The following is a 25,706-nucleotide window of genomic DNA, read 5'->3' on the forward strand; positions in this document are numbered from 1 at the left end:
CCCCGAAGCGCCGAAAATGCGGGGGTGCCCCAGCTCCCCTTCCACCCCGCCGTTGCCGCCTGGCTGCAGGGCCGCTTCGGCGGCCCCACCGAGGCGCAGGCGCAGGCGTGGGCCGTCACCTCGCAGCGCCGCCACGCGCTGATCGCCGCCCCCACCGGCTCCGGCAAGACCCTCGCCGCCTTCCTCGCCGCCATCGACGACCTGGTGCGTGAAGGATTGGCGCAAGGCCTGTCCGACGAAGTGCACGTCCTCTACGTGTCGCCCCTGAAGGCGCTGTCGAACGACATCCGCAAGAACCTGCAGGAACCGCTGGAAGGCATCGCGGCGGAACTGGCGGCGCGCGGCTTGCCCGACATCGGCATGCGCTCCGCCGTGCGCACCGGCGACACGCCGCAGGCCGAGCGCGAGCGCATGCGCCGCAAGCCGCCGCACATCCTGGTGACCACGCCGGAATCGCTCTACATCCTGCTCAGTTCCGAGTCGGGCCGCGCGATGCTGAAGTCGGTGAAGAGCGTGATCGTCGACGAGCTGCATGCGGTGGCGGGCGGCAAGCGCGGCGCGCACCTGATGCTGTCGCTGGAGCGGCTGGAGGCGCTGTGCGCGCAGCCGCCGGTGCGCATCGGCCTGTCCGCCACCGTCAAGCCGCTGGAGGAGATGGCCCGCTTCCTGGTCGGCCAGCGCCAGGACGAGGTGGCGATCATCGACGCCGGCCACATCCGCGAGCGCGACCTGGCGCTGGAGATGCCGCGCTCCCCGCTGGGCGCGGTGATGCCCACCGAAGTGTGGGCCGAGATGTACGACCGGCTCGCCGAGCTGATCTGCGAGCACCGCACCACGCTGATCTTCGTCAACCAGCGCCGCATCGCCGAGCGCGTGACGCGCCACCTGGCCGAACGCCTGGGCGAAGAGCACGTCACCGCGCACCATGGCAGCCTGGCGCGTGAGCATCGCTTGCAGGCCGAGCAGCGGCTGAAGCAAGGCGAACTGAAGGCCCTGGTGGCGACCAGTTCGCTGGAGCTGGGCATCGACATCGGCGACATCGACCTGGTCTGCCAGCTCGGCTCGCCGCGCGCGATCAACGCCTTCCTGCAGCGCGTGGGCCGCGCCGGCCACGCGATCGGCGCCATTCCCAAGGGCCGCCTGTTTCCGCTGACGCTCGACGACCTGCTCGAATGCACTGCCTTGCTGGACGCGGTGCAGCGCGGCGAGCTCGATCGCATCCGCGTCCCCGCCAAGCCGATCGACGCGCTCGCGCAGCACATCGTGGCCGAGACGGCTTGCCGCGAATGGCCGCTCGATGCCCTCTTCGACACCTTGCGGCGCGCGCAGCCCTATCGCGACCTGGAGTTGCGCGAGTTCGAGCAGGTCGTGCAGATGCTGGCCGACGGCTTCGCCACCCGCCGCGGCCGGCGCGGCGCCTTCCTGCACTACGACGCCGTCAACCGCGTGATCCGCGCCCGACGCGGCGCGCGGCTCGCCGCCGTGACGAATGCCGGCGTGATCCCCGACCAGTTCGATTACGAGGTGGTGCTGCAGCCCGAAGGCCATCGCGTCGGGACGCTCAACGAGGACTTCGCCTTCGAGAGCCTGCCCGGCGACATCTTCCAGTTGGGCAACGCGTCCTACCGGATCGCCAAGGTGGAGACCGGCAAGGTGCTGGTCGAGGACGCGAAGGGCCTGCCGCCCACCATGCCGTTCTGGCTCGGCGAGAGCCTGGGCCGGACCGACGAACTGTGCGATGCGGTGTCGCGCGTCGTCGCGACCGCGGACGCGCTGCTCGCGGACGGCGTGCCGGCCTGCGAGCGCTGGCTGCGCGACGAGCTGCACCTGCCCGCCGCGGCGGCACAGCAGCTCGCGCTGTACCTGGCTGCCTCGAAGGCGGCGCTGGGCGTGCTGCCCACGCAGCAGCAGATCGTCTTCGAGCGCTTCTTCGACCAGGTCGGCGACACGCACCTGGTGATCCACTCGCCCTACGGCTCGCGCATCAACCGCGCCTGGGGGCTGGCGCTGCGCAAGCGCATGTGCCGCAAGTTCAACTTCGAGCTGCAGGCGAGCGCGCTGGAAGACAGCATCGTGCTGTCGCTGGGGCCGACGCACAGCTTCCCGCTGGAGGAAGTGCAGCATTACCTCAAGCCCGCAGGCGCGCGCGACCTGCTGGTGCAGGCGCTGCTGGACGCGCCCATGTTCGGCACGCGCTGGCGCTGGATCGCCACCGCTTCGCTGGCGGTGCGGCGCATGAACGGCGGGCGCAAGGTGCCGCCGCAGTTCCAGCGCTCCGACGCCGAAGACCTGCTGACCGTGGTGTTCCCCGACCAGGTGGCCTGCGGCGAGAACCTGGTCGGCGAGCGCGAGATCCCGGACCACCCGCTGGTCAACCAGACCCTGCACGACTGCCTGCACGAGGTGATGGACGCCGACGGCTTCATCCGTTTGCTGGAACGCATCGCCTCGGGCGAAGTGGCCGTCACGGTGCGCGAGATGAGCTCGCCCTCGCCACTGGCCTACGCCATCCTGAATGCGCGGCCCTATGCCTTCCTCGACGACGGCGCCGCCGAAGAACGCCGCACCAAGGCCGTCAGCATGCGGCCCTGGACCGAGCTGCAGACCGCGCAGGACGTGGGCCGGCTCGACCCGCAGGTGATCGCGCAGGTCTGCGAGGACGCGAAGCCGGACATCCGCGATGCGGACGAACTTCACGACGCGTTGGTGGTGCATGGCTTTCTCACTTTGGATGAAGCGCCGCAGCACGAGTTCGCGCTGGCGCTCGCGCACGATCGGCGCCTGACGCGCTTCACGCCGGGCGCCACCGCACCCATGTACGTGGCTGCCGAACGCCTGCACGAATTCCTCGCGCTCTTCCCCGACGCGCTCCTCTCACCGCCAATCGCGCCGACCTCGACCGACCACCCCGAACCGGACCTCGCCCTCCGCGAAATCCTCCGCGGCCGCCTCGACCTGCTCGGCCCCGTCACGCCCGAAGCCCTCGGCGCGCCCCTGGGCATGGGCGCGGACGAGGTCCTCCCCGTTCTCTTCGCGCTGGAAGCCGAAGGCGCGGTGATGCGCGGCGCCTTCACTTCCCCCGGCGCGGCCGAATGGTGCGACCGCCGCCTGCTCGCGCGCATCCACCGCGGCACGCGCGACAAGCGCCGGGCCGAGTTCCAACCCGTGCCGCCGGCGCAGTTCATGCGCTTCCTGTTCCGCTGGCACCAGCTCGCGAGCGACGGCGACGATGCCCGCCGGCAAGGCGAACCGGGCCTGGCCGATGCGCTGCGCCAGCTGGAAGGCCACGCCGCCCCCGCCGGCGCGTGGGAAGAAGACCTGCTCACCGCGCGGGTGGGCGACTACTCGCCGGCGATGCTGGACAAGCTCTGCGCCGTCGGCCGCATCTCGTGGTGGCGGCCCACCGAGCCGGGCGACGCGGCGGGGCGCAAGTCGGGTCCGATCCGCGGCACGCCACTGCTGCTGTGCGAGCGCGAGTCGCTGGTGCATTGGCAGGAAGCCGCCGGCGCCGCCGTCGTCGATGAATCGGTTCTCTCCGGCACGGCGCAACGCGTGCTCGAAATCCTGCGCGCGCACGGTGCCAGCTTCTTCGCCGACCTCGAGCACGACGGGCGCATGCTGGGCACGCAGGTGGAACAGGGCCTGGCCGAACTGGTGGCGCATGGCCTGGTCACCTGCGACACCTTCGCCGGCCTGCGCACGCTCGTGATGCCCGCGGACAAGCGCAACAAGCTGCGGCGCAAGGGCCGCGGCCACGATCCGATCGAGGACGCGGGCCGCTGGGCGCTCACGCGGCGCGCGCGCCCGCCGGCCGAGGCACCGGGCGCACTGGCCGCGCCACACGTCGAACACATCGCCCGCGTGCTGCTGCGCCGCTACGGCGTGCTGTTCCGCAAGCTGCTGGAACGCGAAGACGGCCTGCCGCCCTGGCGCGAGCTCTACTACGTGCTGCGCCGGCTGGAGGCACGCGGCGAGGTGCGCGGCGGCCGCTTCGTCAGCGGCTTCTCGGGCGAGCAGTTCGCGCTGCCGGAAGCCGCGGCGGCGCTGCGCAGCACGGCGCGGGACGAAGGCCGCGAGCGCGTGGCGATCTCCGCGGTCGATCCGCTGAACCTGGCCGGCATCATCACGCCGGGCGACAAGGTCCCGCGCCTGCCGGGCAACCGGCTGCTGTACGAAGCCGGCGTGCCGATCGCGGTGCAAAGCGGCGGCGACATCCGCTACCTGGCGCCGCTGGAGGCGCCGGTGCAGTGGGAAGTGAAGAACCTGCTGATCCGCCGGCAGCAGCCGGCCAGCTACGTGCTGCCGCCGCCCGGGCTGTCCTGATCGGCGTCTTCGTCGTCGAGCAGGCCGGGGAAGTTCTGGTCGACGAACGCGCGCACGAAGTCGGAAGACTTGGCTTGGTTGCCCAGGCGCTCCTCGTCCTGCTGGAAGGCGGCCCAGAGCGTTTCCATGCCCAGCGCCACCGAAGGCAGCAGGCCCATCTGCTCCTCCACGATGGAGCGCCAGCCGCCCGTGCTGCCGAAGGCCTCCTGCAGCTGGGGCTCGATCTTCTCCAGGGTCTCGCGCTGCGCCGGCGGCAGCTCGCCGATGGTGTCGAGGATGTAGCAATCCAGCAGGCGCAGCAGCGGCCGGCCTTCGTAACGGTCTTGGCTCATGGTGTGGCGAGTTTGAGGCCGACGATGCCGGCCAGGATCAGGGCGAGGCTGGCGATGCGTCCCAGCGTGGCCGGCTCGTTGAACAGGACGATGCCGAGGATCGCCGTGCCCACCGCCCCCACGCCGACCCAGACGGCGTACGAGGTGCCCACGGGCAGGGACTTCATCGCGATGCCCAGCATCACGACGCTGGCGACCATCGCCGCGAGCGTCAACGCACTGGGCCAGAAGCGCGTGAAGCCTTCGGTGTACTTGAGGCCGATGGCCCAGCCGACTTCCATCAGGCCGGCCACCAGCAGGAGCAGCCACGCCATCGTCACTCTCCGCCCGGCCGGGTGAAGTCCACCGTTTCGGCGGGGGCGGTGCCGTTGCGGCGGCCGGGATAACTGAGCCAGGTCATGGCGACGTTCAGCTCGTCGACGATGGCGGATGCCGGGATGGTCTTGCCGCCCTCGAGCTCCATGGTGCCGGTGGTGTGCGCATCGCGCACCAGCGTGAGGTCGTAGCCGCGCTCCAGCGCGCCGTAGGCGGTGGCGCGGATGCACCAGTTGCTGGCCGCACCGGCGAGCGTGATGTGGGTCGCGCCCAGCCGCGCCAGCTCGTCATCCAGCGGCGTCTGCTCGAAGGCGGAGTTGTACTTCTTGCGGATCTGCGGCTCGCCCGCGGCCGGAACCAGTTGCGGCACCCAGGCCCACTGGGGACTGCCTTCGGGCAGGTCGTCGTCGCCATGCTGCACCCACAGCACCGGAATGCCTTGCGCGCGGGCGCGCTCCACGCTACGCGCCACATTCCCCACGACGCGCTGCGCGTCCCAGGCCTGCGCCACCACCCCGACCTGCACGTCCACCACCAGCAGCACGCCCTGGCTGCCATCCCGCACGGTTGCCATGTCTGGTTCTCCTTACTTCCCGATCACGCCGGCGTTCTTCAGTTCCTCGTCCGGGTTGCAGGGCGACACCGGCTCCATCCGGTCGACGACCAGCGTCCAGTCGGCGCTCATGGCATTTTCCCTGCGGCCCGCCAGGTTGTAGCGCATGCAGGGCAGCACCTTGAAGGCGAAGGTCTTCTGCGTCGAACCCCGCGCGCCCTGGCCGGGCGCGATGGCCAGCGCGATCGAGTGCACGCCGGGCGCCACGCTCACGCTGGCCCGCGGCGCATCGAAGTACAACTCGCCGTCGATGGAGACGACGCGCACCGGGTAGAGGTTGAAGTCGGCCTGCGTGAGCGGCACGCCTTCGATGTAGGACTTGGGGGCGGCGGCGCAGCCTGCCAGGATGGCGACGAGAGCTGCGAGTGCGAGCTTGGGGATGGTCATGGCTTCCTCCATGAAAGTATGCGTCAACGAGTCTCTTCCAGCAGCTTGCGCCAGATCAGCTGCACTTCCTCCGGCAGCTCCGGGTAAGCGCCCTGCCGAGCCTGCGCCAGGCTGCATCCCTGTCGACTATAAAACGCGCACGCCGCGGGGTTGGTATCCTGCGTTTCCACTTTCAGCTCGGTGCAGCGCTGCTCGCGGGCCCATGCCTCGGCGAGGCGGAACAGCTGACTGCCGACTCCCTGGCGCCGCTCGCCCGCCCGCACACGCAGATCCCACAGCGCCGCGAGGTCGCTGCGTCCCTCGAGCATGTCGACGCCCGGGGTCGCCCGCGCAACGATGACGCCGCCGACGCGCGTGTCGCCGCGCCAAGCCGAAATCAAGGCCCAGCGCGAGGTGTCGAACAAGCGCGGCCATTGCCGCGGATCTTCCAGGCGGTCGTAGTCCTTGGCGAAGGCATGCGGGAGGTCTTCCTCGGTCAAGGACAGGACGCCTCCCTGGGCCGCCACCTTGCACACGCGCCGGGTTTCGAAGGCGTTGCGGATCGCCGCATGTTCGCGCAGGTCATCGACCGGCCCGACTTCGAAGCGCAGATCCTGCAATGGCGGCAACACCATCACGCAGCGGCTGCAGCGCGGGCCCGCCAGGCCGTGAGCAAGGCGCGTACCTCGTCGCCGGGCCGCGCGGGCAGCTTCCAGTAGGCGGAGCAGTCGGGCTTGCGCGCCAGCAGCCGGTGTTTCACCAGTTCGCGGCGCAGCGTCACGTGGTCGCCGAAGGCGTTGGCCGCCTTGAGGATCGTGTTGACTTCGCTCTCGCTGTAGACGCGCTTGGCGTCGAAGCGCGTCCACAGCACCCACATCGCCATGCCTTGCACGCTGAACTTCGTGGGCCAGCGCACCAGCCGCCCCTGCGCATCGAAGTGGGCCAGCGCGCGCCGCGCACCGTCCGACAGCGGCACGGCCACATGCGATGGGACGGTCGCGGGCCGTGCCGCCTTCAGCGCCTGCAGGTTGCGGAACCCGGCCGCGCGGGCGACGAGATTCAGCAGTTCGACGTGGCCGGGCGGCTCGGGCCGCTCGTGCTGGCGCGTGGCCAGCGCCTTGCCGAGGTTGCGCGCAAATCGGGACAGGTCCGCCAGCAACAGCGGAGTGGTTTCTCGGGTCATGCCAAAGGCTCCTGCTCTGGACAGCCGCCTGGGACGCACCGCGCGCCGCGCGATGCCGGGGGTCGCCGACTTGCCGGGCCCAGGCTGCTGCCGCGAGGACATGGCAACCGGGAAACTCGGAACTGCATGGCAGGTTCAGCTCGCGGACAAGCCGCGCGGCGACGCCTGGGTGAACTGCCGACCGAGGAGGAGTTTAGCGCGAACCGCGGTCAGGGCCTGCGGCCGGCGCGCACATCAAGGCGCCGTCAACGTGACCTGCACGGAGGTCAGCTGGTTGGAACGAACCGACACTGGCGTGACGGCAGCCTGTCCGGGCGCCAGTCCGTAACCCGGCGGCAATTTCAGCGTCAGCGCATAGTCCGACGGCATCACCCCGCCGTCGGCAAGCCCGATCTCCACGCTTCCATCCGCGCCGGTCGTCCCGCTGCGCCAGACCAGGCTCTGGTCCGCCGTGCGCAACTCCGCGAGTACGCCAGCGACGGGGCGAGCGCTCGTGTCCCGCGCCTGGACCACCACGCGGCCGGGATCCGGAAACTTGTCGGGATCGCTCTGGCCACCGCAGGCCGCCAGCGCTGCGAGCAACAAGGCAGCTGCAGCGAAAGCGAACGAACGTCGAGCGGCGATGGAGAGTTTGTTCATCCGGGGAGTTTCACAGACCCTGGCGCCCCGCGGGTACTGCGCGGATGCGAGCAGGCCAGCCATCGGCCGGCTTGCTCGAAAAAGTCCCGGGGCTGTGGCTTTCAGAGCCTGCGCACGGTGCGCACGGGAATGGGCTGCGCCAGGAACTGCTTCTCCCCCGCCCGTGCGTGCAAGGCCCGCACGACGTCCATCCCTTCCACCACCTGGCCGAAGGCCGCGAAGCCCTGGCCGTCGGGATTGCGGCGGCCACCGAAGTCCAGCTCGGGCTGGTCGCCGATGCAGATGAAGAATTCGGCCGCGGCCGAGCCCGGCGTGCTGCGCGCCATCGACACCGTGCCGTCGCGGTGCCGCAGCCCCGTCTCCTGCGTGGTCTCGTGTCGGATCGGCGGGAAGGGATAAGGCTTGTCCTCCGGCTGGTTCATGCCCCACTGCACGACCTCGATCTTGTGCGGCGTGTCCGGCGCCTGGTTGCCCAGGTTGACCAGGCGGTAGACGCTGCTGCCATCGAGATGGCCGCCGTCGACGTAAGCCAGGTAGTTCGCCACCGTGACCGGGGCAACGTCGGGCCGCACTTCGATGACGAAAGAGCCCAGCTCGGTGGTGACGCGGGTGCGCACGGGCGCGGCGCCCTGGGGCAAGGCGCCGTCGGCGCCGGCGAGCGCGGCAAGCAGGGCAAGCAGGTGGCGGCGGTGCATGGCCGCGATGTTAGCTTCCGGCGTCGCGCGTGAAAACCAGGTCGCCGGGGTCGTAGGAATACAAGTTGGGCGCCGTCTCCGGCGGCACCGGCCGGTAGCCACAGCGCAGCATCAGGGCCTGGCTGCGAGTGTTGGCGGGAACGGTCGTGCCCCACAGCGGCAGGCCGGCCAACTGGCCGTGCATCCAGAGGAGGCCTTGCGTGGCCACGCCGCGGCCCCAATGTGCGGGCCCGATCAGGAAAGCCACTTCGGCCAGGCCGTCATGCACCGTCGCTTCCAGGCGACCCAGTAACTCGCCCGAAGCGGTATCGCGGACGGCGAAGTTGAGCCAACGATCATTGCCGCGGGCGGCGGGCGGGCCGGCCAGGGCTCGCGTCATGCGCAGGCGGAACAGCTCGGAGCTCGGGACGCCGCCGATGTGCTCGTACACGGCTTCGTTGCGCAGCAAGGCCTCGAGCGCATCGAGGTCGCGCAGGGTCAGGGCGTCGAAGAGCAGGGGAACCGCGCTCATACTTGCCTCCCAATCCGGGTAGTTGCCGCCTCAGAACCAGAGGTCGCGGATGCATCGTCCGTCGCGCGGGAGATCTTCCCACTGGTCGAGTCCGTCGAAGTGATCGATGGGAAGGTGGGCGATGGCTTGCGGGTCCGTCGCGAGGCGCAGGTTGACGGCGATCCGGCGCCGGCCGTCCGCGCCAGGCTCGAGCGAACGCCAGTAGGCCACGCAGCCGCACTGCGGGCAGAAATGGAATCCGAGCGACTGGCCGCGCACGTACGCCGTTGCAGGGCCGGACACTTGAATGCCTTCGCCTTCATGGTCGTAGGCCCAGAGCGCGCCGTAGCGGCGGCAGGCCGTGCAGTTGCATGCAGTGGCTGACTCCGGTATGCCCTGGAATTGCCAGCGCACGGACCCGCAATGACAGTTACCTTCGATCATGGCTCCTCCGGATGCGCCCCAGGAACAGGCGAGACGGCAAAGGGCCGCAACGGTCGGGCCGCGGTCCAGTCATAGCAGACCGGCGCGCACGAACCACTGCCGGGCCGCCTCCCGGTCGGCCGGGACGCCCCATCCCCGTTCATGCATTTCGCCCAGGGCCGCGCAGGCGTCGACGTAGGTCGCCGCCGAGGGGCCGGTGGCGACGGACTTCATGAGGCAGCCATGGGCCTGGCCATAACGCGCCAGGGCCAGCAGTACCTTGCCGCGGCGATAGAAAGTCTCCGCAGCATCGCGGGCTGGCGGCGTGTCGCAGTCGCCGCCGCCCAGCGCTTCGAGGTCGGACTCCAGGCGCGCCGTGAGCTGCTGCTGGCGCAGGGCGGGCAGCGCTTCGACGTAGCGCACGGCCTCGGCAGGCTGCAGCGGCGAAGCCTTGCAGAGGACGTAGCCTTCAACGTACTCCGTCGCTGTCGGCAACGACAGCACCGTGCCGCGCTGAACGTACGCCACGAATGGAGCATTGGCCTGCCGGCGGCCGCCCAACTCGATCGGCACGTGCTGCCCCTTGCCGCACAGCTGGTTCGCGCGGCGCTCCCAGGTGGTGTGCGCACTGATGAACGGAAGGTTGCCCACCGCTCGGATGGCATAAAGCCCCGGCTGGATCAATTCATCCGTGAAGCCGCCCATTCGGCCGGAACCTTCGCGCAGGTCCTGTCTCGACGCACAGGCAGCCAGCACAGCGACAGCTGTTGCGACCAGCGCGTACCTGCGTGCCGACAAGAAGGTCATGCGCACGATCCCCCCTTATTCGACACGCACGACCGCCAGCGGCTTGAACCCCAGGTCCGCCACCTTCCCCTTGCGCCCGCGACTGCCCTTCGCGTTGTTCAGCGACCGGATCTCCAGCACTTCCTCGCGCTCCTTGTCCCCACGCCCCAACCCGGTGATCCTCACGGATCGCGTGTACGCAGCAGCGCCGGCGAGTTCTTCCTTCGGCTCCAGGTCCATCAGCATCAGCCCGCGGCCACCATTGACCATCGGCTTCAATTCCTTGATTTCGAAGGTCAGGATCCGCTTGCCTGTGGACGCACAGCACACATGCGTAGCGAACGCCGCGCCGCCCTCGGCAGGAGCGCCGGCGACCGGCGGCACGCCGACCAGCGAAGGCCGGCACACCGTCTCGCCCTCGCCCAGGTTCAGGAAGGACTTGCCGCCCTTCTGCCGCGACACCATGTTCTCCACCTGCGCCACGAATCCATAGCCACCGGAGTTCGACATCAGCAGGAACACGTTGCCCGCGCCCGCGAAGTAGTGCACCAGCTGCGTCCCCGAATCCAGTTCGACGAAAGTGGTGAGCGGCTGGCCGTCGCCCCGCGCGCCGGGCAGCACCGCCACCGGCACGGAATAGACGCGGCCGTTGCTGCCGAAGGCCAGCAAGGTGTCGACCGTGCGGCATTCGAAAGTGCCGTACAGGCCGTCGCCGGCCTTGAAGGCGAAGGTCGAGGCGTCGTGGCCGTGGCCCTGGCGCGCGCGCACCCAGCCCTTCTGCGACACCACCACCGTCACCGGCTCGTCGACCACCTTCACTTCGGCCACGGCCTTCTTCTCGGCCTGGATCAGCGTGCGCCGCGCATCGCCGAAGGTCTTGGTGTCGGCCTCGATCTCCTTGATCATCAGCCGCTTCAGCGCCGCGGGCGAGCCGAGGATCTCTTCCAGCTTGGCCTGTTCGCCGCGCAGTTCCTTCAGCTCCTGCTCGATCTTGATCGCTTCCAGCCGCGCCAATTGGCGCAGCCGGATTTCCAGGATGTCCTCGGCCTGCCGCTCGCTGAGCTTGAAGCGCTCCATCAGCGCCGGCTTCGGCTCGTCGGCGTTGCGGATGATCCGGATCACCTCGTCGATGTTCAGCAGCACCAGCTGCCGGCCCTCGAGGATGTGGATGCGGTCCAGCACCTTGTCCAGGCGGTGCCGCGACCTGCGTTCGATGGTGCGCTGCCGGAACTCGATCCACTCCACCAGCATCTGGCGCAGCGACTTCTGCACCGGCTTGCCGTCCAGGCCCACCATGGTCAGGTTGATCGGCGCCGAGGTTTCCAGGCTGGTGTGCGCCAGCAGCGTGGTGGTCAGTTCCGCCTGGTCGATGCGGCTCGTCTTCGGCTCGAACACCAGCCGCACCGGCGCGTCCTTGCTCGACTCGTCGCGCACCGCGTCCAGCACCGCCAGCACGGTCTGCTTCATCAGCACCTGGTCCTGCGACAGCGCCTTCTTGCCGGTCTTCACCTTGGGGTTGGTGAGTTCCTCGATCTCCTCCAGCACCTTCTGCGTGCTCACGCCCGGCGGCAGCTCGTTCACCACCAGCTGCCACTGGCCGCGCGCCAGTTCCTCGATCTTCCAGCGCGCGCGCACCTTCAGCGAGCCGCGGCCGCTGCGGTAGGCGTCGGCGATGTCGCTCGCCGTGCTGATCAACTGGCCGCCGCCCGGATAGTCGGGACCGGGCACCAGGGTGAAGAGGTCCTCGTCGGAGAGCTTGGGGTTCTTCACCAGCGCGACGCAGGCCTCGGCCACTTCGCGCAGGTTGTGCGAGGGGATCTCGGTGGCCAGGCCCACGGCGATGCCGCTCGCGCCGTTCAACAACGTGAACGGCAGGCGCGCGGGCAGCACCAGCGGCTCCTGCGTGCTGCCGTCGTAGTTGAGGATGAATTCGACCGTGCCTTCGTCGATCTCGTCCATCAGCAGGTTGGCGATCTTGGCGAGGCGCGCTTCCGTGTAGCGCATGGCCGCGGCACCGTCGCCGTCGCGGCTGCCGAAGTTGCCCTGCCCGTCGATCAGCGGATAGCGCTGCGCGAAGTCCTGCGCCATGCGCACCAGCGCGTCGTAGGCCGCCTGGTCGCCGTGCGGGTGGAAGCGGCCCAGCACGTCGCCGACCACGCGCGCGCTCTTCACCGGCTTGGCGCCCGCGTTGCCCGCGCCGAAGCCCAGGCCCATGCGGTACATCGAGTACAGGATGCGGCGCTGCACCGGCTTCTGGCCGTCCGCCACGTCGGGCAGCGCCCGGCCCTTGACCACGCTCAGCGCGTACTCGAGGTACGCGCGCTGGGCGTAGCTGGCGAGGTCGAGGGCGCCGTCGTCGCCGCCGTTGCCGGCGAGGGTGATGAGGTCTTGCTCCATGGGGTCTACAGGGAATTGAAGTCGGTTCGGATCTGCAGTTCTTCGGCCGTCACGGTGGCAATGCGGCGCTCGGAGCCGCCCTGCACTTCCTGGTCGAGCCGGGCATTCAGTCTATGCAGCAATTGCTTGGGTGAAGTGTCGTCCACCGGCACGGCGGCCAGCACGATGCGAAAGCGCAGGTACTCGGCGGGCGCGGCCGGCAGCGGCTCCTTGAGGCCCGCAACCAGGATGCGGGTGGCGACGCTGGCCGCCGCCTCGCCGGGCGCCGCGCCTTCGGCCAGCACGCCGATGCGCGCGTGCGTCAGGCGCGCGGCCACGTCGCCTTCGCGCAGCAGCGCCTCGCGCACCCGGTTCGCGGCCACCAGCACCGCGGACTCGGCAGCCTCCGGACCGAACTCGGCGCCGATGGCGCCCAGGTTCTCGATGTGCACCACCATCAGCACGCTCGGATGCCCGTAGCGCTTGGTGAGGTGGCGGGCGGCCTGCACGCGCTGCGTCAGCACCAGGGGCGTCGCCAGGCCGGTGAGGGGATCGACCGTGTTCATGGCGTTCACGCGGGCGCGCGTCACGCCCTGGATGCGGCCGCGCCAGACGGTGCCCATGTAGATGCAGGCGCTCCACGCCGTGAGCAACGCGCTGAGCCGCACGGCATCGTCGAGGCTGGGCGCGCCATTGGCCCAGATCACGCTGGCCGCGGCCAGCAGCAATGCGATCAGCGCCGGCAGCAGCCAGATGATCCAGGGCTGGCTCTGGCGCCATGCGCGCGCCAGCACCATCACCACGATCAGCGCCCACAGCACCATGCCGGCGATCGAGAACCAGGCGCTCCACAAGGCGGCGCCGGCCAGCAGCGGCATCGCCACCGCGCTGATGCCCACCAGCCAGCGCCGCGCCTTGCGCAGCCCGCCGGCATGGCTCACCAGGTCCAGGAACTGCAGGCCGGCCAGCGCCGGTACCAGCAGGACGACCGCGCGCGGCTGCACGGCGTAGTTGCCGATCATCGTCTCCACCGTCAGCACCCCCATCAGGGTGGCGGCCGCGTGCAGGATCAAGGGGCGTTCCCGGTAGGCGTTCGCCTGGATCACGCAGATCAACACCAGGAGCAGTTGCGCGCCAACGCAGGCGCCCAGCCAGAGCTGGTCGGGGTCCAGGCGGTCCGTCATTGGGCGGCGATGGGATCGGCTGCGGCCGGCATCGTCGCGGCGGGCAGGTTGCCGCGGCCGCGCGCGCCACCCAGGGGCACGCCGGGAAACTGCTCCGGCGATCCGGGATCGCGGTGCCCGGGCATTTCCATGCGCACGCGATTCGGCACGCGGCTCGAGGGGCCCATCGCCGGCGGCTTGAGCAAGGTGTACAGCTGCATCACCGTCTTCACGTAGTTCTGGGTTTCGCGGTAATTGGGAATGCGGTTGCCGGCGCGCTGCACGGCGCCCTCGCCCGCGTTGTAGGCCGCCAGCGCCAGCTCGAGCTGGCCGGGGAACATCTTCAAGAGGTCGGCCAGGTAGCGCGCACCAACGCGCACGTTGGTGCGCGGGTCGGCCAGCTTCTTTTCCACCGGCTGCTTCAGGTCGCCGGTCACGCCGTAGCGTTGCGCCGTGGCGGGCATCACCTGCATCAGGCCGACCGCGCCCTTGGGCGAGACGGCGCCGGAATCGAAGCCGCTTTCGGTGGCGATCAACGCCTGCAGCAGTTCGATGTCGATGCCCTGTTCCACCGAGGCGGCGCGCAGGTGGTGCTTCACCACCTTGTAGCCGGGCGAGATGTCGAAGAAGGCGAGCAGCTTGGCCGGCGCGGTCGGCACCGCCACGGCGCGCGGCGTCTGCGTGTGCACGCCGCCGGCGGTGTCGAAGCTCTCGCCGCCGCGGAAGAAGAGCTCGTAGCGCTCGTCGACCTTCTCGGCGGCGAAGTGCGCCACGCCCTTCTCATCGACGTAGCCCCAGACCTCGGCGCGCGCAGCAGCGGCACCGAGCGCGAGCGCGGTGGCCAGGGACAGCGCGGCGAGCCGCTTCACGCGCGCAGCTCCAGGAAGTCGCCGCGGCGCTGCGCGAATTCGGATTGCAGCATCGACATCACGACCAGCGTCTCGAAGCCCCCGGCCACGCGCACGGCCTCGCGCAGCTCGCCTTCCACGACGAAGCCTTCGCCGGCGTACAAGGCCTGCGCGCGCGCGTTGCGCTTCTTCACGTCCAGCCAGAGCCGGTGCGCGCCCAGGTCGTCGAAGGCCACCTTCTTCACCACCCGCAGCGTCGCGCGGCCCGTGCCCTGGCCCTTGGCGCCCACCACCATGCGCTTCAGTTCCAGCGACTGGTTCTGGCTGCGGCAGCCGATCAGGATGACGAAGCCGGCCGACTCCAGCTCGGGACCGGCCTCCACGATGAAGTGGCGAAAGTCCGGGAAGCGGATTGCCGCCTCGTGCTGCGTGCGCTCCCAGGGTGTGATGAAAGGCAGGTTGTCCGGGTCCTGCTCCAGCGACAGGACGAAGTCCAGGTCGCTTTGCATGGTGGGGCGCAGGCGGACGCGCGTGCTCATGGCGCTCAGATGTCGATCTCGACGGCGTCGCCGTGCAGTTCCATCAGCTCGCGCCGCGCCGCGGCTTCGCCCTTGCCCATCAGCTTGGTGATCAGGCTCTCGGTGCCGCTGAAGCCGGGCACGCCCAGGTGCACGGGCAGCAGGCGGCGGGTGTCGGGGTTGAGCGTGGTTTCCCACAGCTGCTCGGCGCTCATCTCGCCCAGGCCCTTGAAGCGGCTGATCGTCCAGGAGCCTTCGCGCACGCCTTCCTTGCGCAGCTTGTCGAGGATGGCGGTGAGCTCGCCCTCGTCCAGCGCGTACATCTTGGAGGCGGGCTTCTTGCCGCGCGCCGGCGCATCCACGCGGAACAGCGGCGGCCGCGCCACGTAGACGTTGCCCGAGTCGATCAGCTTGGGGAAGTGGCGGAAGAACAGCGTGAGCAGCAGCACCTGGATGTGCGAGCCGTCGACGTCGGCGTCCGACAGGATGCAGATCTTGCCGTAGCGCAGCCCCGTGAGGTCCGGCGTGTCGTTGGGGCCGTGCGGGTCGACGCCGATGGCCACCGAGATGTCGTGGATTTCGGTGTTGGCGAACAGGCGGTCGCGCTCCACTTCCCAGGTGTTCAGCACCTTGCCGCGCAGCGGCAGGATGGCCTGCGACTCCTTGTCGCGGCCCATCTTGGCGCTGCCGCCGGCGGAGTCGCCTTCCACCAGGAAGATCTCGTTGTGGTTCAGGTCCTTGCTCTCGCAGTCGGTCAGCTTGCCGGGCAGCACGGCCACGCCGGAGCCCTTGCGCTTCTCGACCTTCTGGCCGGCCTTCTGGCGCGACTGCGCCGCCTTGATCGCGAGCTCGGCGAGCTTCTTGCCGTAGTCGACGTGCTGGTTCAGCCACAGCTCCAGCGCGGGCCGCACGAAGGAGGACACGAGCCGCACGGCGTCGCGCGAGTTCAGCCGCTCCTTGATCTGGCCCTGGAACTGCGGGTCCAGCACCTTGGCCGAGAGCACATAGGAAGCGCGGGCGAACACGTCTTCCGGCAGCAGCTTCACGCCCTTGGGCTGCAGGTTGTGCAGCTCGATGAAGCTCTTGACCGCGTTGAACAGGCCGTCGCGCAGGCCGCTGTCGTGCGTGCCGCCGGCGGTGGTGGGGATCAGGTTGACGTAGCTCTCGCGCACCGGCTGGCCGTCTTCGGTGAAGGCCACGCACCAGGCCGCGCCCTCGCCTTCGGCGAAGTTGTCGTTGCTGTCGGCAAAGCCCTCGCCTTCGAAGAGGGGGATCACCGGGTCGCCGGTGAGCGTCTGCATCAGGTAGTCGCGGAGACCCCCCTTGTACTGCCAGGTCTGGGTGTCCTTCTTCTTCTCGTCGGTCAGCGTGACCGTCACGCCCGGCATCAGCACCGCCTTGCTGCGCAGCAGGTGGGCCAGCTCGTTCAGCGGCAGGGCGATCGCCTCGAAGTACTTGGGATCGGGCCAGACGCGCACCGTGGTGCCCTGCTTGCGGTCGTCCGGGCCGGCCTTGCGCACCTTCAGGGGTTCGACGACATCACCGCCCGCAAAGGCGATGGTCGCCACCTGGCCATCGCGGTAGCTGGCCACTTCGAGCCGCTTGGCCAGGGCGTTGGTCACCGACACACCCACCCCGTGCAGGCCGCCGGAGAAGCTGTAGGCGCCGCCCTTGCCCTTGTCGAACTTGCCGCCGGCGTGCAGCCGGGTGTAGACCAGCTCGATCACCGGCGCCTTTTCCTCGGGATGCAGGCCGTGCGGGATGCCGCGGCCGTCGTCCTCGACGCTCGTCGATCCGTCGGCGTGCAGGATCACCCGCACGCGCTTGCCGTGGCCGGCCAGGGCCTCGTCGGCCGCGTTGTCCAGCACTTCCTGGATGACGTGCAGCGGGTTGTCGGTGCGCGTGTACATGCCGGGCCGCTGCTTGACGGGCTCGAGGCCCTTCAGCACCCGGATGGAACCTTCGGAATAGTCGGATGGTTTCGTCGCCATATGCGGGGGGCATTGTAGTCGTCGGGCTGCGGAACACTGGATGAACATCCAGTTACGCGGCGATTATTGCCTGGCCGTCATCAATCCCCCTCAAACATTTCAACAGGGTTGTCAGGTGCGCGGCAAGCGAAGCCACGAAGGCGCCGCTACATTGCTGCGATGCAAACCGCCGCCCCCAAGTTGTCGATGACGCAGGTGCTCGCCTGCGGCGCCATGATCGTCACCCTCTCCATGGGCATCCGGCACGGCTTCGGCCTGTGGCTGCAGCCCATCACCCAGGCCCAGGGCTGGACGCGCGAGACCTTCGCCTTCGCCATCGCCATCCAGAACCTCGCCTGGGGCCTGACCGGCATCTTCGCCGGCATGCTGGCCGACCGCTTCGGCGCCTTCCGTGTGCTGGTGATGGGCACCGTGCTTTACGCGCTCGGATTGGCGGGCATGGCGCTTTCCAGCAACACCTTCCTCTTCACCCTGACCACCGGGGTGCTGATCGGCGCGGCCCAGGCGGGCACGACCTACGCCGTGGTCTACGGCGTGATCGGACGGCAGATCGCCCCGGAAAAGCGATCCTGGGCGATGGGCGTGGCGGCCGCCGCGGGCTCCTTCGGCCAGTTCCTGATGGTGCCGGTGGAGGGCTTCCTGATCTCCGGCATCGGCTGGCAGCAGGCGCTGCTGGTGCTGGCGGTGGTGGTAATCGCCATCGTGCCGCTGGCCTTCGGCCTGCGCGAGCCGGGCTTCGGCGGCGGCGCCACCCCGCCCAAGCGCGACCAGACCATCCTGCAGGCGCTGGGCGAGGCCTTCAAGTACCCGAGCTTCCAGCTGCTGATGGCGGGCTACTTCGTCTGCGGCTTCCAGGTGGTCTTCATCGGCGTGCACATGCCGTCCTACCTGAAGGACAAGGGCCTGTCGCCGCAGGTGGCGAGCTACGCGCTGGCGCTGATCGGCCTGTTCAACGTGTTCGGCACCTACCTCGCCGGCACCCTGGGCCAGAAGCTGGCCCGCCGGAAGATCCTGGCCTCGATCTACCTGGGCCGCTCGATCGCCATCGCCCTCTTCCTGTGGGCGCCGCTGACGCCGATGTCCGTCTACATCTTCGCCGCGGTGATGGGCGTGCTGTGGCTGTCGACGGTGCCGCCCACCAACGCCACCATCGCGCAGATCTTCGGCGTGGCGCACCTGTCGATGCTGGGCGGCTTCGTCTTCTTCAGCCACCAGATCGGCTCCTTCCTGGGCGTCTGGCTGGGCGGCGTTCTGTACGACAAGACGGGCAGCTACGACATCGTCTGGTACATCTCGATCGCGCTCGGGCTCTTCGCGGCCATCGTCAACCTGCCGGTGCGCGAAGCGCCGATCAGCCGCGGCGCCGTGCCGCAGGCGGCGTGAGCATGACGAAGCTGCTGGCCTACGGCGCCGCCCTCGCGGTGCTGCTGGCAGTCTTCGCGCTCTACACGCGGCCGCAGATGATGGTTGCCCTGGGCGACATGATCTGGGCCTGTTTCCAATAGGCCCCATCCATGTCATTGCGGGCTCGAGCCCGGGATGACAAGGGCTGCGCAAGGATTACAGTCCGCCCCATGATCGTCACCCTCATCACCGGCGCCTCCGACGGCATAGGGGCTGAAATGGCCCGCCAGCTGGCCGCCAGGCAAGGCGCGAATGCGGCGCTCGTCCTGGCCGGGCGCAGCCAGGAAAAGCTCGCCGCCGTCGAAGCCCAATGCAAGGAACGCGGTGCCCAGACGCTGACCGTCGCGATGGACGTCGCGCAGGAAGCCCAATGCCGCGCCCTGGTCGCTTCCGCCATCGAGCACTTCGGCCGCCTCGACGGCCTGGTGAACAACGCCGGCATCTCGGCGCAAGCCCTGTTCGAGGACGTGAAGGCGGAAGACCTGCACTGGTACGAGGACCTGATGAAGGTCAACCTGTGGGGCGCGGTCTGGTGCACCCACGCCGCCCTGCCCTTTCTCAAGCAAAGCAAGGGCCGCATCGTCGCGGTCGGGTCGCTCGCCGGCCTCGTGGGCGTGCCCGGACGCACCGCCTACAGCGCCACCAAGTTCGCCATGACCGGCTTCTTCGAAGCGCTGCGCGCCGAGCTCAAGGCTTCGGGCGTCAGCGTCACCACCGCCTACCCCGGCGTCGTCGCCACGCAGATCCGCTACCGCGGCTACAACGCCCAAGGGCAGCCGGCCGGCTCCAGCGGCCTGAAGGAAGACGATGCGATGAGCGTGGAGGAATGCGCACGCCTGATCCTGGACGGCATGAACCGCCGCGACCGCGAGGTCGTGATGACCACCAAGGGCAAGCTCGGGCGCTTCATGAAGCTGCTGGCGCCCGGCGTGGTGGAAAACATGGCGCTGGCGGCCCTGAAGCAGGACGTGCGTCCGCATTGACCATGCACGGCAGCGAAGACCCCTCCGCCTGGATCCGCCGCTGGACCCACCTGGTCCCGGCCGGCGGCGCCGTGCTCGACGTGGCCAGCGGCCGCGGCCGGCATGCCCGCTGGTTCGCGCAACGCGGCCACCCGGTCGTCGCCGTCGACCGCGACGCCGAGGCGCTGGCCACCCTGCACGGCGTCGCCGACACCGTCGAAGCCGACATCGAGAACGGCCCTTGGCCTTTTCCCGAGCGGCAGTTCGCCGCCGTGGTCGTCACGAATTACCTCTGGCGCGCGCTGCTGCCGCAGATCGCCGCGGCGGTGGCGCCCGGCGGCGTGCTGCTCTACGAGACCTTCGCCCAGGGCAACGAAACGGTGGGCAAGCCCAGCCGCCCCGACTTCCTCCTGGCTCCCGGGGAACTGCTTGCCGCTTGCCAGGGTCTTCGCATCGTGGCCTACGAAGACGGCTTCCTCGACAACCCGCCCCGCTTCGTCCAGCGGATCGCCGCCGTCCGAGGTGCACCAAGCCCTGCGCCGGCGCGTTACCAGCTCTAGTTAGAATCGCCTATTCCCTGGACCAAACCCGAATGACACCGATTACTGGCAGCATCGTGGCCCTCGTCACGCCAATGCACGAGGATGGCAGCGTGGATTACCCCACCCTGCGCAAACTCGTGGACTGGCACATCGCCGAAGGCACCGACTGCATCGGCGTGGTCGGCACCACCGGCGAGTCGCCGACGGTCGACGTCGAGGAGCACCAGGAGATCATCCGCGTCTCGGTGGAGCAGGCCCGCGGGCGCGTGCCCATCATGGCCGGCTGCGGCGCCAATTCCACGCAGGAAGCGATCGCCCTGGCGAAGTACGCACAGAAGGTCGGCGCCGACTGCCAGCTGCAGGTCGTGCCTTACTACAACAAGCCGACGCAGGAAGGCCTGTACCGGCACTTCAAGGCGATCGCCGAAGCCACCGGCGACCTGCCCACCATCCTTTACAACGTGCCCGGCCGCACCGTCGGCGACATGCTGCACGACACCGTGCTGCGCCTGGCCGAAGTGCCCGGCATCGTCGGCATCAAGGAGGCCACCGGCAACATCGAGCGCGCGCAGTGGCTGATCCGCGAAGCGCCCAAGGGCTTCTCGATCTATTCGGGCGACGACCCGACCGCCGTGGCGCTCATGCTGTGCGGCGGCCATGGCAACGTGAGCGTGACGGCCAACGTGGCGCCGCGCCTGATGCACGAACTCTGCGTGGCCGCCGTTGCCGGCGACACCAAGAAGGCGATGGACATCCAGTTCAAGCTGATGCCGCTGCACAAGCACCTGTTCGTCGAAGCGAACCCGATTCCGGTCAAGTGGGCCATGGCGCGCATGGGCCTCATGGGCGGCGCGCTGCGCCTGCCGATGACGCCGCTGGGCGCCGCCAACGTGCCCGTGGTGGAAGGCGCGCTGCGCGCCTGCGGCCTGCTGGCCTGAACACATAGCGTTCCTAGAGGGGATCCCAAGTGAAGTTTTCCGTGAAGTTCGGCCTGCTGGCCCTGGTGGGCGCGCTGTCCGCCTGCACCATGCTGCAAGGCGACAAGGTCGATTACAAGAGCGCCAGCAAGGGCGTCTCGCTCGAGGTGCCGCCCGACCTGTCGCAGCTCTCGCGCGACTCGCGCTACGTGGTGCCCGGCGGCGCGGTTTCGGCCAGCAGCTATGCGGTCGGCCAGTCCGTGCCCACGCTGCCCACCGCGGCCACCGCCATCGGCGACGTGCGCGTCGAGCGCGCCGGCAACCAGCGCTGGCTGGTGGTCAACCGCCCGGCCGACCAGCTCTGGGGCCCGCTGCGCGACTTCTGGCAGGAAAGCGGCTTCCTGCTGACCATGGACCAGCCCAACCTGGGCATCATGGAAACCGACTGGGCCGAGAACCGCGCCAAGATCCCGCAGGATGTGGTGCGCGCCACGCTGGGCAAGCTGCTCGACTCCGTCTACTCCACCGCCGAGCGCGACAAGTTCCGCACGCGCCTGGAGCGTTCCGCCACCGGCTCCACCGAGATCTACATCAGCCACCGCGGCATGATCGAGGTGTACAGCAACGCGCAGAAGGACCAGACCGTGTGGCAGCCCCGCCCGGCCGATCCGGAGCTCGAAGCCGAATTCCTGCGCCGCCTGATGGTCAAGCTGGGCGTGCCGGCCGCGCAGAGCGCCGCGGCTGCCGCCGTGGGTGCCGACAAGCCGGGCTCGCGCATCACCAGCGTCAACAACCAGCCCGTGCTGGTGGTGGACGACACCTTCGACCGCGCCTGGCGCCGCGTCGGCCTGGCGCTCGATCGCACCGGCTTCACCGTGGAAGACCGCGACCGCAGCCAGGGCACCTACTTCGTGCGCTACGTGCCGCCCAATGCGGACAAGGAAGAAAAGGGCTTCTTCGCCCGCCTGTTCACCCGCGAGAAGACCGAGGCGCCGCTCAAGTACCGCATCGCGCTCAAGAGCGAAGGCCAGAGCACCACGGTGTCGGTGCTGAACGCCGCCGGCGCGCCGGAGACGTCGACCAACGCGCAGCGCATCGTCCAAGTGATCGCGGATGATTTGAAGTGAGGCCCGGCGAAGCCGCCCAAGTCCAAGGCAGGCGGCGCAGCCGACTGCCTTGTTTTAGTCCGTGACCATTCGGTTCAAGAGCCTCGGCAGCGGTAGCTCCGGAAACGCTACCGTCGTCCAGGCTCGTTGCGGCACCCAGCTGGTCCACCTGCTGGTCGACTGCGGGCTGGGCATCAAGGAGCTGGACAAGCGCCTGGGCGCGGCCGGCATGCTGGCCGAGCAGATCGATGCCATCTTCGTGACGCACGAGCACGGCGACCACATCGGCTGCGCCCACCGGCTGGCGGTGCGCGAACGCATTCCCGTCTACATGAGCGCCGGAACGTACGACGGCGTGGGCCAGCCCGATTTCGACGGGCTGCTGCGGCTCGCCAGCGACGGCGAAGACATCACCATCGGCAGCCTGCGGGTGCGCCCCTTCACGGTGCCGCACGACGCGCGCGAGCCGCTGCAGCTCACCTGCACCGACGGCGACACGCGCCTGGGCATCCTCACCGACCTGGGCCACGCCACGGCCCACGTGCAGCAGCACCTGGCCGGTTGCGCCACCGTGCTGCTGGAGTGCAACCACGACGAAGAGATGCTGGCCGCCGGCTCGTATCCGGCCTTCCTGAAGCGTCGCGTCGGCGGCGCCTATGGCCACCTGGCCAACAGCGCCGCGGCGGCCATCGCGCAGGCGCTGCTGGCCAGCGGCCTGAAGCAGGTGGTGGCGGCGCACCTGAGCGAACAAAACAACAAGCCGGAGCTGGTGCGCCAGGCGCTGGCCGATGCGCTCGCCTGCGCGGCGAACGACATCTACGTGGCCGACGGCGCCAAGGGCAGCGACTGGCTGACCGCCTGAGCGGGCACGCTCACTCCGTCCGGCAGTCGACGGCCGTGACGATCACCTTGCGCTTCTGGCGCGCTTCCTCGCTGGCCGAATCGGGCGCAGGCAATTTGGCCAGCGCCTGCAATGCGCTGCTCGTTTCGTCCGCGACCTGCTTCACGCCTTCCTTCGGAGTTTCGGCGGCAGGTGCCGGGGCGGAAGGGATGACCGAGCTGACGGGAGCGGGAGCGGGAGCGGGAGCGGGTGCAGGGGCCGGAGCCGGCGCAGGCGCAGGCGCGGGTGCCGGAGCTGGCGCGGGTGCAGGTGCCGGGGCGGGAGCCGGAGCCGGAGCCGGAGCCGGGGCCGGGGCCGGGGCCGGGGCCGGGGCCGGCGCAGGCGCAGGCGCCGGTGCAGGTGCGGGCGCAGGGGCCGGTGCCGGAGCGGGCGCAGGACTCGGTGCGGGCGCGGGCGCAGGGGCCGGTGCCGGCGCCGGTGCCGGTGCCGGTGCCGGTGCCGGTGCCGGTGCCGGTGCCGGTGCCGGTGCCGGTGCCGGTGCCGGAGCAGGCGCCGGCGTGGGCGCAGGCGCAGGCGCCGACGCCAGCGCAAACAGCACCTGCGTGCCCGAATACAGCGGCGCATAGCCCGCGAAGCCAGGTGCGTCCACGTTCTTGAAGCGCGCATTGACGTTCGCGGCCTGCAGCACGGCATAGCTGTCGCCGGCCTGCGGCGCACGCGCCAGCGGCGACACGGCCAGCCAGCCATCGAGCTTCGCATCGCCGCTCACGAGCAGGCGGTCGTGGCTGCGCGCCGATGCCGCATCGATCTCGAGCCGCGACTCGCCGCCCTTCTGCTCGTAGCCGCCCGTGACCTGCAGGTCGCCGACGATGCCGGCGCCGCCAGGCTGCACGGTGCCCTCGTTCACCAGCGTGCCGCCCGCCAGGTCCAGGTGGCCGCTGCCGCCGAGGACCGCATCCTTCTTGTTCGAGAAATCCGCGCCGCCCGACGCCAGCGTCCCGCCGGCCTCCAGCAGCAGGTTGCCCTTCTGCTCGATCTTGTCGGCATCGACACGAATGGTCGTGCCCTTGGCGACGACCTGCGTGCCGTCGAACTCGACCTTCTTGCCGCTCAGCGAAATCGCGCCGCCCGATGCGTCCAGCGCCGCATCGAGCTTCACGTCGGCATTGGCTGCCGCGAGCGTGATGCTGCCGCCGTTGGTGGTGATGCGATCGGTCTGGATGTGCTGGCCGTTGTCCGCGGTGCGCATTTCCACCGAGCCGCTGCCGCGGGTGCGGATCGGCATTCCGCGCACGTCGATGCCGCCGCCGCCCTCGCCCGTGACCTCCAGCTTCAGGTTGCGGTTGGCCCGCAGCAGCAATTCGTTGCCGCTGAAAGTGCCCTTGGCTTCGATGCTCTTGGCGGCCTGGATGGTCACGTCGGCATTCAAGGCCTCCAGGACGCTCTCGAAGACCGTCTCGTCGATGCCGTCGTCGACGTCCACGCCGACGCCGCCCTGGATGACGACCTTGTCCGGGTCGAGCAGCAGCTGGCCGGTCTTGCCGTTGGCGCCGCCACTCAGGTCCACCTTGCCGCGGAAGATCAATTGCCGCTTGCCCGAGACTTCGGCGCGTCCGCCCGCGCTGCCGGGGCCAGCGCCCATCGCGCTGAGCGTGCCGCCGAAACGCGTGCTGTCGTCGCTCCACACCACCACGGTTCCGCCCTTGCCGGAGAGGGTCGCATCGGCCTTCAGCACGACGCCCTGCTCCACCTCCACCGACAGCGCATTGACGATGCGCGCATCCTTGCCCTGCCAGCCGCCGCCCACCAGGATCTCGCCGCCGCCATTGGCGTGGCTCACGTCGATGGAGGTCGCGGCCTTGAGCACCAGGCGCTCCGCGCTCAGCTGCACGCTGCCGCCCTGCGTGGGCGCGCTCGCCTGGATGCTGCCGGCCACTTCGGCCTGCTGCGCGGCCTGCAGCACCACCTTGCCGCCACCGGCCTTGCTGCCTTCTGCGCGAATGCTGCCACTGTGCTGCAGCAGGCTCGCGAAGATGCCGACCGAGTCGCCCTGCAGGCGCCCGAGGTTCAAGGCGCGATCGTCCGGCGCGCGCACTTCGAAGCGGATGCCTTCGAGGCCGCGGCCGGTGAGATAGACCTTGCGGCCCGCGGCCAGGATCACGTCGCCGCCCTGCGAGCGCACCACCGCAGGCTGGCCGACTTCGACCTTGGGGCCGACCAGCACCACATCGCCATTCTTCGCCAGCACCTGGCCGTCGACCGTGAGCTTCGCCATGTTGGCCGCGGTGTCGCCGGTGCCGAACTGCATGTTGCCGGCGATCGCATCGGCACGGCTCATGGGCAACGTCGACGCGGTAAAGCCCGCGGTGTCGACCACCGCCCCGGCACCGACGGCGATGCCGGCCGGATTCACCAGCACCAGCGCGCCGTTGGAGCCGAGCCGGCCGAAGATGCTGCTCGGGTCGCCGCCCAGCACGCGGTTGATCGAGGTGCTGCCCGCATCGGGCTGCGAGAAGTAGACGCTGCGGTCCGCGGGCACGGAGAAGCTGCGCCAGTCGATCGCCGAGTGGCGCGTGCCCGCGCCGTTGGTGGTCGTGATGGTGGTGTTGGGGCCGGCCTGCTGCATGGTGGCCGTGCCGTGGATCGCCGTCATGCCGACGGTCTGCGCGGTGGCCACGCTACCGAAGCACGCGGCAATGGCGGCTGCAAGCACGCGCTGGGTGACGGGATGGGAGAGCCGGCTGCGATACATCTGTTTGCCCAACGACACGTTTTGCAAGATGACGCAGTGTTTGCCTCGGCCACGCGCGAGTGGCGGCAGGAAAGGCGCGTCCCCATGTCGGACGTGGGCTACACCCGGCGCGGCGCAGGAA

General features: G+C 69.6%; 24 protein-coding genes. 7 read left to right on the top strand and 17 right to left on the bottom strand.

All coding sequences use genetic code 11. The annotated features are described in order from the left end of the window. Positions 1 to 24 precede the first annotated feature (24 nt). On the top strand, positions 25 to 4,323 hold the full coding sequence (locus tag LZ009_RS13810; protein ID WP_275698529.1) for an Lhr family helicase: 4,299 nt from the start codon (positions 25 to 27) through the stop codon (positions 4,321 to 4,323). Here the strand turns inward: LZ009_RS13810 and LZ009_RS13815 are convergent. The 16 genes from LZ009_RS13815 to LZ009_RS13890 all read right to left on the bottom strand — a co-directional run bounded on the left by LZ009_RS13815 (position 4,293) and on the right by LZ009_RS13890 (position 17,061). Next, complete coding sequence (locus LZ009_RS13815; RefSeq protein WP_275698530.1) at positions 4,293 to 4,655, bottom strand: hypothetical protein; 363 nt, start codon at positions 4,653 to 4,655, stop codon at positions 4,293 to 4,295. The genes LZ009_RS13810 and LZ009_RS13815 overlap by 31 nt on opposite strands. After that, positions 4,652 to 4,969: a quaternary ammonium compound efflux SMR transporter SugE gene (sugE, locus tag LZ009_RS13820; RefSeq protein WP_275698531.1), complete on the bottom strand. Its 318-nt coding sequence runs from the start codon at positions 4,967 to 4,969 to the stop codon at positions 4,652 to 4,654. Before sugE ends, LZ009_RS13815 begins: the two co-directional genes overlap by 4 nt. A gap of 2 nt (positions 4,970 to 4,971) precedes the next feature. After that, positions 4,972 to 5,544 carry a cysteine hydrolase family protein gene (locus LZ009_RS13825; protein ID WP_275698532.1) on the bottom strand — a complete coding sequence of 191 codons (573 nt, stop codon included), beginning with the start codon at positions 5,542 to 5,544 and terminating at the stop codon, positions 4,972 to 4,974. 12 nt (positions 5,545 to 5,556) lie between these two features. Continuing rightward, entirely contained in the window at positions 5,557 to 5,970 is a 414-nt protein-coding gene (locus LZ009_RS13830) for a hypothetical protein (protein ID WP_275698533.1), read from the bottom strand. Between the two features lie 23 nt (positions 5,971 to 5,993). Beyond that, positions 5,994 to 6,584 carry a GNAT family N-acetyltransferase gene (locus tag LZ009_RS13835; protein WP_275699139.1) on the bottom strand — a complete coding sequence of 197 codons (591 nt, stop codon included), beginning with the start codon at positions 6,582 to 6,584 and terminating at the stop codon, positions 5,994 to 5,996. Next, complete coding sequence (locus LZ009_RS13840; RefSeq protein WP_275698534.1) at positions 6,584 to 7,132, bottom strand: DUF2087 domain-containing protein; 549 nt, start codon at positions 7,130 to 7,132, stop codon at positions 6,584 to 6,586. Before LZ009_RS13840 ends, LZ009_RS13835 begins: the two co-directional genes overlap by 1 nt. Positions 7,133 to 7,366: 234 nt before the next feature. Continuing rightward, complete coding sequence (locus tag LZ009_RS13845) at positions 7,367 to 7,771, bottom strand: hypothetical protein (RefSeq protein ID WP_275698535.1); 405 nt, start codon at positions 7,769 to 7,771, stop codon at positions 7,367 to 7,369. 101 nt (positions 7,772 to 7,872) lie between these two features. Further along, entirely contained in the window at positions 7,873 to 8,466 is a 594-nt protein-coding gene (locus LZ009_RS13850; RefSeq protein WP_275698536.1) for a peptidylprolyl isomerase, read from the bottom strand. 10 nt (positions 8,467 to 8,476) lie between these two features. Further along, positions 8,477 to 8,977: a GNAT family N-acetyltransferase gene (locus LZ009_RS13855; protein ID WP_275698537.1), complete on the bottom strand. Its 501-nt coding sequence runs from the start codon at positions 8,975 to 8,977 to the stop codon at positions 8,477 to 8,479. A gap of 30 nt (positions 8,978 to 9,007) precedes the next feature. Further along, positions 9,008 to 9,400, bottom strand: coding sequence for a GFA family protein (locus tag LZ009_RS13860; RefSeq protein ID WP_275698538.1), 393 nt, complete (start codon positions 9,398 to 9,400; stop codon positions 9,008 to 9,010). A 69-nt stretch (positions 9,401 to 9,469) separates the two neighbouring features. Further along, positions 9,470 to 10,192: an SEL1-like repeat protein gene (locus LZ009_RS13865; RefSeq protein ID WP_275698539.1), complete on the bottom strand. Its 723-nt coding sequence runs from the start codon at positions 10,190 to 10,192 to the stop codon at positions 9,470 to 9,472. Positions 10,193 to 10,201: 9 nt separating this feature from the next. Then, the gene (gene parC / locus LZ009_RS13870) at positions 10,202 to 12,562 is read right to left on the bottom strand and encodes a DNA topoisomerase IV subunit A (protein ID WP_275698540.1); all 2,361 of its coding nucleotides are present in this window, start codon (positions 12,560 to 12,562) and stop codon (positions 10,202 to 10,204) included. Between the two features lie 5 nt (positions 12,563 to 12,567). Continuing rightward, positions 12,568 to 13,725 carry a GGDEF domain-containing protein gene (locus tag LZ009_RS13875; RefSeq protein ID WP_275698541.1) on the bottom strand — a complete coding sequence of 386 codons (1,158 nt, stop codon included), beginning with the start codon at positions 13,723 to 13,725 and terminating at the stop codon, positions 12,568 to 12,570. After that, a complete protein-coding gene (locus LZ009_RS13880; RefSeq protein ID WP_275698542.1) occupies positions 13,722 to 14,573 on the bottom strand; it encodes a lytic transglycosylase domain-containing protein in 852 nt (283 codons plus the stop codon). The genes LZ009_RS13875 and LZ009_RS13880 overlap by 4 nt, the downstream gene beginning before the upstream one ends. Continuing rightward, positions 14,570 to 15,091, bottom strand: a complete 522-nt coding sequence (locus LZ009_RS13885) for a GNAT family N-acetyltransferase (RefSeq protein ID WP_275698543.1) — start codon at positions 15,089 to 15,091, stop codon at positions 14,570 to 14,572. The genes LZ009_RS13880 and LZ009_RS13885 overlap by 4 nt, the downstream gene beginning before the upstream one ends. Before the next feature lie 5 nt (positions 15,092 to 15,096). Next, the gene (locus LZ009_RS13890; RefSeq protein ID WP_275698544.1) at positions 15,097 to 17,061 is read right to left on the bottom strand and encodes a DNA topoisomerase IV subunit B; all 1,965 of its coding nucleotides are present in this window, start codon (positions 17,059 to 17,061) and stop codon (positions 15,097 to 15,099) included. A gap of 159 nt (positions 17,062 to 17,220) precedes the next feature. Here LZ009_RS13890 and LZ009_RS13895 point away from each other — a divergent pair, with 159 nt between their 5' ends. The 6 genes from LZ009_RS13895 to LZ009_RS13920 all read left to right on the top strand — a co-directional run bounded on the left by LZ009_RS13895 (position 17,221) and on the right by LZ009_RS13920 (position 22,854). Continuing rightward, positions 17,221 to 18,444, top strand: a complete 1,224-nt coding sequence (locus tag LZ009_RS13895) for an MFS transporter (RefSeq protein ID WP_275698545.1) — start codon at positions 17,221 to 17,223, stop codon at positions 18,442 to 18,444. A gap of 191 nt (positions 18,445 to 18,635) precedes the next feature. Then, entirely contained in the window at positions 18,636 to 19,448 is an 813-nt protein-coding gene (locus tag LZ009_RS13900; protein WP_275698546.1) for an SDR family oxidoreductase, read from the top strand. Positions 19,449 to 19,450: 2 nt separating this feature from the next. Then, positions 19,451 to 19,987, top strand: a complete 537-nt coding sequence (locus LZ009_RS13905; RefSeq protein ID WP_275698547.1) for a class I SAM-dependent methyltransferase — start codon at positions 19,451 to 19,453, stop codon at positions 19,985 to 19,987. Positions 19,988 to 20,019: 32 nt separating this feature from the next. Next, entirely contained in the window at positions 20,020 to 20,907 is an 888-nt protein-coding gene (gene dapA / locus LZ009_RS13910) for a 4-hydroxy-tetrahydrodipicolinate synthase (protein WP_275698548.1), read from the top strand. A gap of 29 nt (positions 20,908 to 20,936) precedes the next feature. Continuing rightward, positions 20,937 to 22,013 (top strand): NlpB/DapX family lipoprotein, encoded by a 1,077-nt coding sequence (gene bamC, locus LZ009_RS13915; protein WP_430300352.1) that lies wholly within the window; start codon positions 20,937 to 20,939, stop codon positions 22,011 to 22,013. 61 nt (positions 22,014 to 22,074) lie between these two features. Next, the gene (locus tag LZ009_RS13920) at positions 22,075 to 22,854 is read left to right on the top strand and encodes an MBL fold metallo-hydrolase (RefSeq protein ID WP_275698549.1); all 780 of its coding nucleotides are present in this window, start codon (positions 22,075 to 22,077) and stop codon (positions 22,852 to 22,854) included. 10 nt (positions 22,855 to 22,864) lie between these two features. On the opposite strand, the gene LZ009_RS13925 is transcribed toward LZ009_RS13920, so the two are convergent. Further along, on the bottom strand, positions 22,865 to 25,603 hold the full coding sequence (locus tag LZ009_RS13925) for a filamentous hemagglutinin N-terminal domain-containing protein (RefSeq protein ID WP_275698550.1): 2,739 nt from the start codon (positions 25,601 to 25,603) through the stop codon (positions 22,865 to 22,867). Between the last annotated feature and the right edge of the window lie 103 nt (positions 25,604 to 25,706).

Source organism: Ramlibacter paludis, assembly GCF_022012305.1.
Lineage (GTDB): Bacteria > Pseudomonadota > Gammaproteobacteria > Burkholderiales > Burkholderiaceae_C > Ramlibacter > Ramlibacter paludis.

Coding starts and splice junctions, on each gene's coding strand:
- LZ009_RS13815 (WP_275698530.1), bottom strand. CDS start 4,655: ATGAGCCAAGACCGTTACGAAGGCCGGCCGCTGCTGCGCCTGCTGGAT.
- sugE (WP_275698531.1), bottom strand. CDS start 4,969: ATGGCGTGGCTGCTCCTGCTGGTGGCCGGCCTGATGGAAGTCGGCTGG.
- LZ009_RS13825 (WP_275698532.1), bottom strand. CDS start 5,544: ATGGCAACCGTGCGGGATGGCAGCCAGGGCGTGCTGCTGGTGGTGGAC.
- LZ009_RS13830 (WP_275698533.1), bottom strand. CDS start 5,970: ATGACCATCCCCAAGCTCGCACTCGCAGCTCTCGTCGCCATCCTGGCA.
- LZ009_RS13835 (WP_275699139.1), bottom strand. CDS start 6,584: ATGGTGTTGCCGCCATTGCAGGATCTGCGCTTCGAAGTCGGGCCGGTC.
- LZ009_RS13840 (WP_275698534.1), bottom strand. CDS start 7,132: ATGACCCGAGAAACCACTCCGCTGTTGCTGGCGGACCTGTCCCGATTT.
- LZ009_RS13845 (WP_275698535.1), bottom strand. CDS start 7,771: ATGAACAAACTCTCCATCGCCGCTCGACGTTCGTTCGCTTTCGCTGCA.
- LZ009_RS13850 (WP_275698536.1), bottom strand. CDS start 8,466: ATGCACCGCCGCCACCTGCTTGCCCTGCTTGCCGCGCTCGCCGGCGCC.
- LZ009_RS13855 (WP_275698537.1), bottom strand. CDS start 8,977: ATGAGCGCGGTTCCCCTGCTCTTCGACGCCCTGACCCTGCGCGACCTC.
- LZ009_RS13860 (WP_275698538.1), bottom strand. CDS start 9,400: ATGATCGAAGGTAACTGTCATTGCGGGTCCGTGCGCTGGCAATTCCAG.
- parC (WP_275698540.1), bottom strand. CDS start 12,562: ATGGAGCAAGACCTCATCACCCTCGCCGGCAACGGCGGCGACGACGGC.
- LZ009_RS13875 (WP_275698541.1), bottom strand. CDS start 13,725: ATGACGGACCGCCTGGACCCCGACCAGCTCTGGCTGGGCGCCTGCGTT.
- LZ009_RS13885 (WP_275698543.1), bottom strand. CDS start 15,091: ATGAGCACGCGCGTCCGCCTGCGCCCCACCATGCAAAGCGACCTGGAC.
- LZ009_RS13890 (WP_275698544.1), bottom strand. CDS start 17,061: ATGGCGACGAAACCATCCGACTATTCCGAAGGTTCCATCCGGGTGCTG.
- LZ009_RS13895 (WP_275698545.1), top strand. CDS start 17,221: ATGCAAACCGCCGCCCCCAAGTTGTCGATGACGCAGGTGCTCGCCTGC.
- LZ009_RS13900 (WP_275698546.1), top strand. CDS start 18,636: ATGATCGTCACCCTCATCACCGGCGCCTCCGACGGCATAGGGGCTGAA.
- LZ009_RS13905 (WP_275698547.1), top strand. CDS start 19,451: ATGCACGGCAGCGAAGACCCCTCCGCCTGGATCCGCCGCTGGACCCAC.
- dapA (WP_275698548.1), top strand. CDS start 20,020: ATGACACCGATTACTGGCAGCATCGTGGCCCTCGTCACGCCAATGCAC.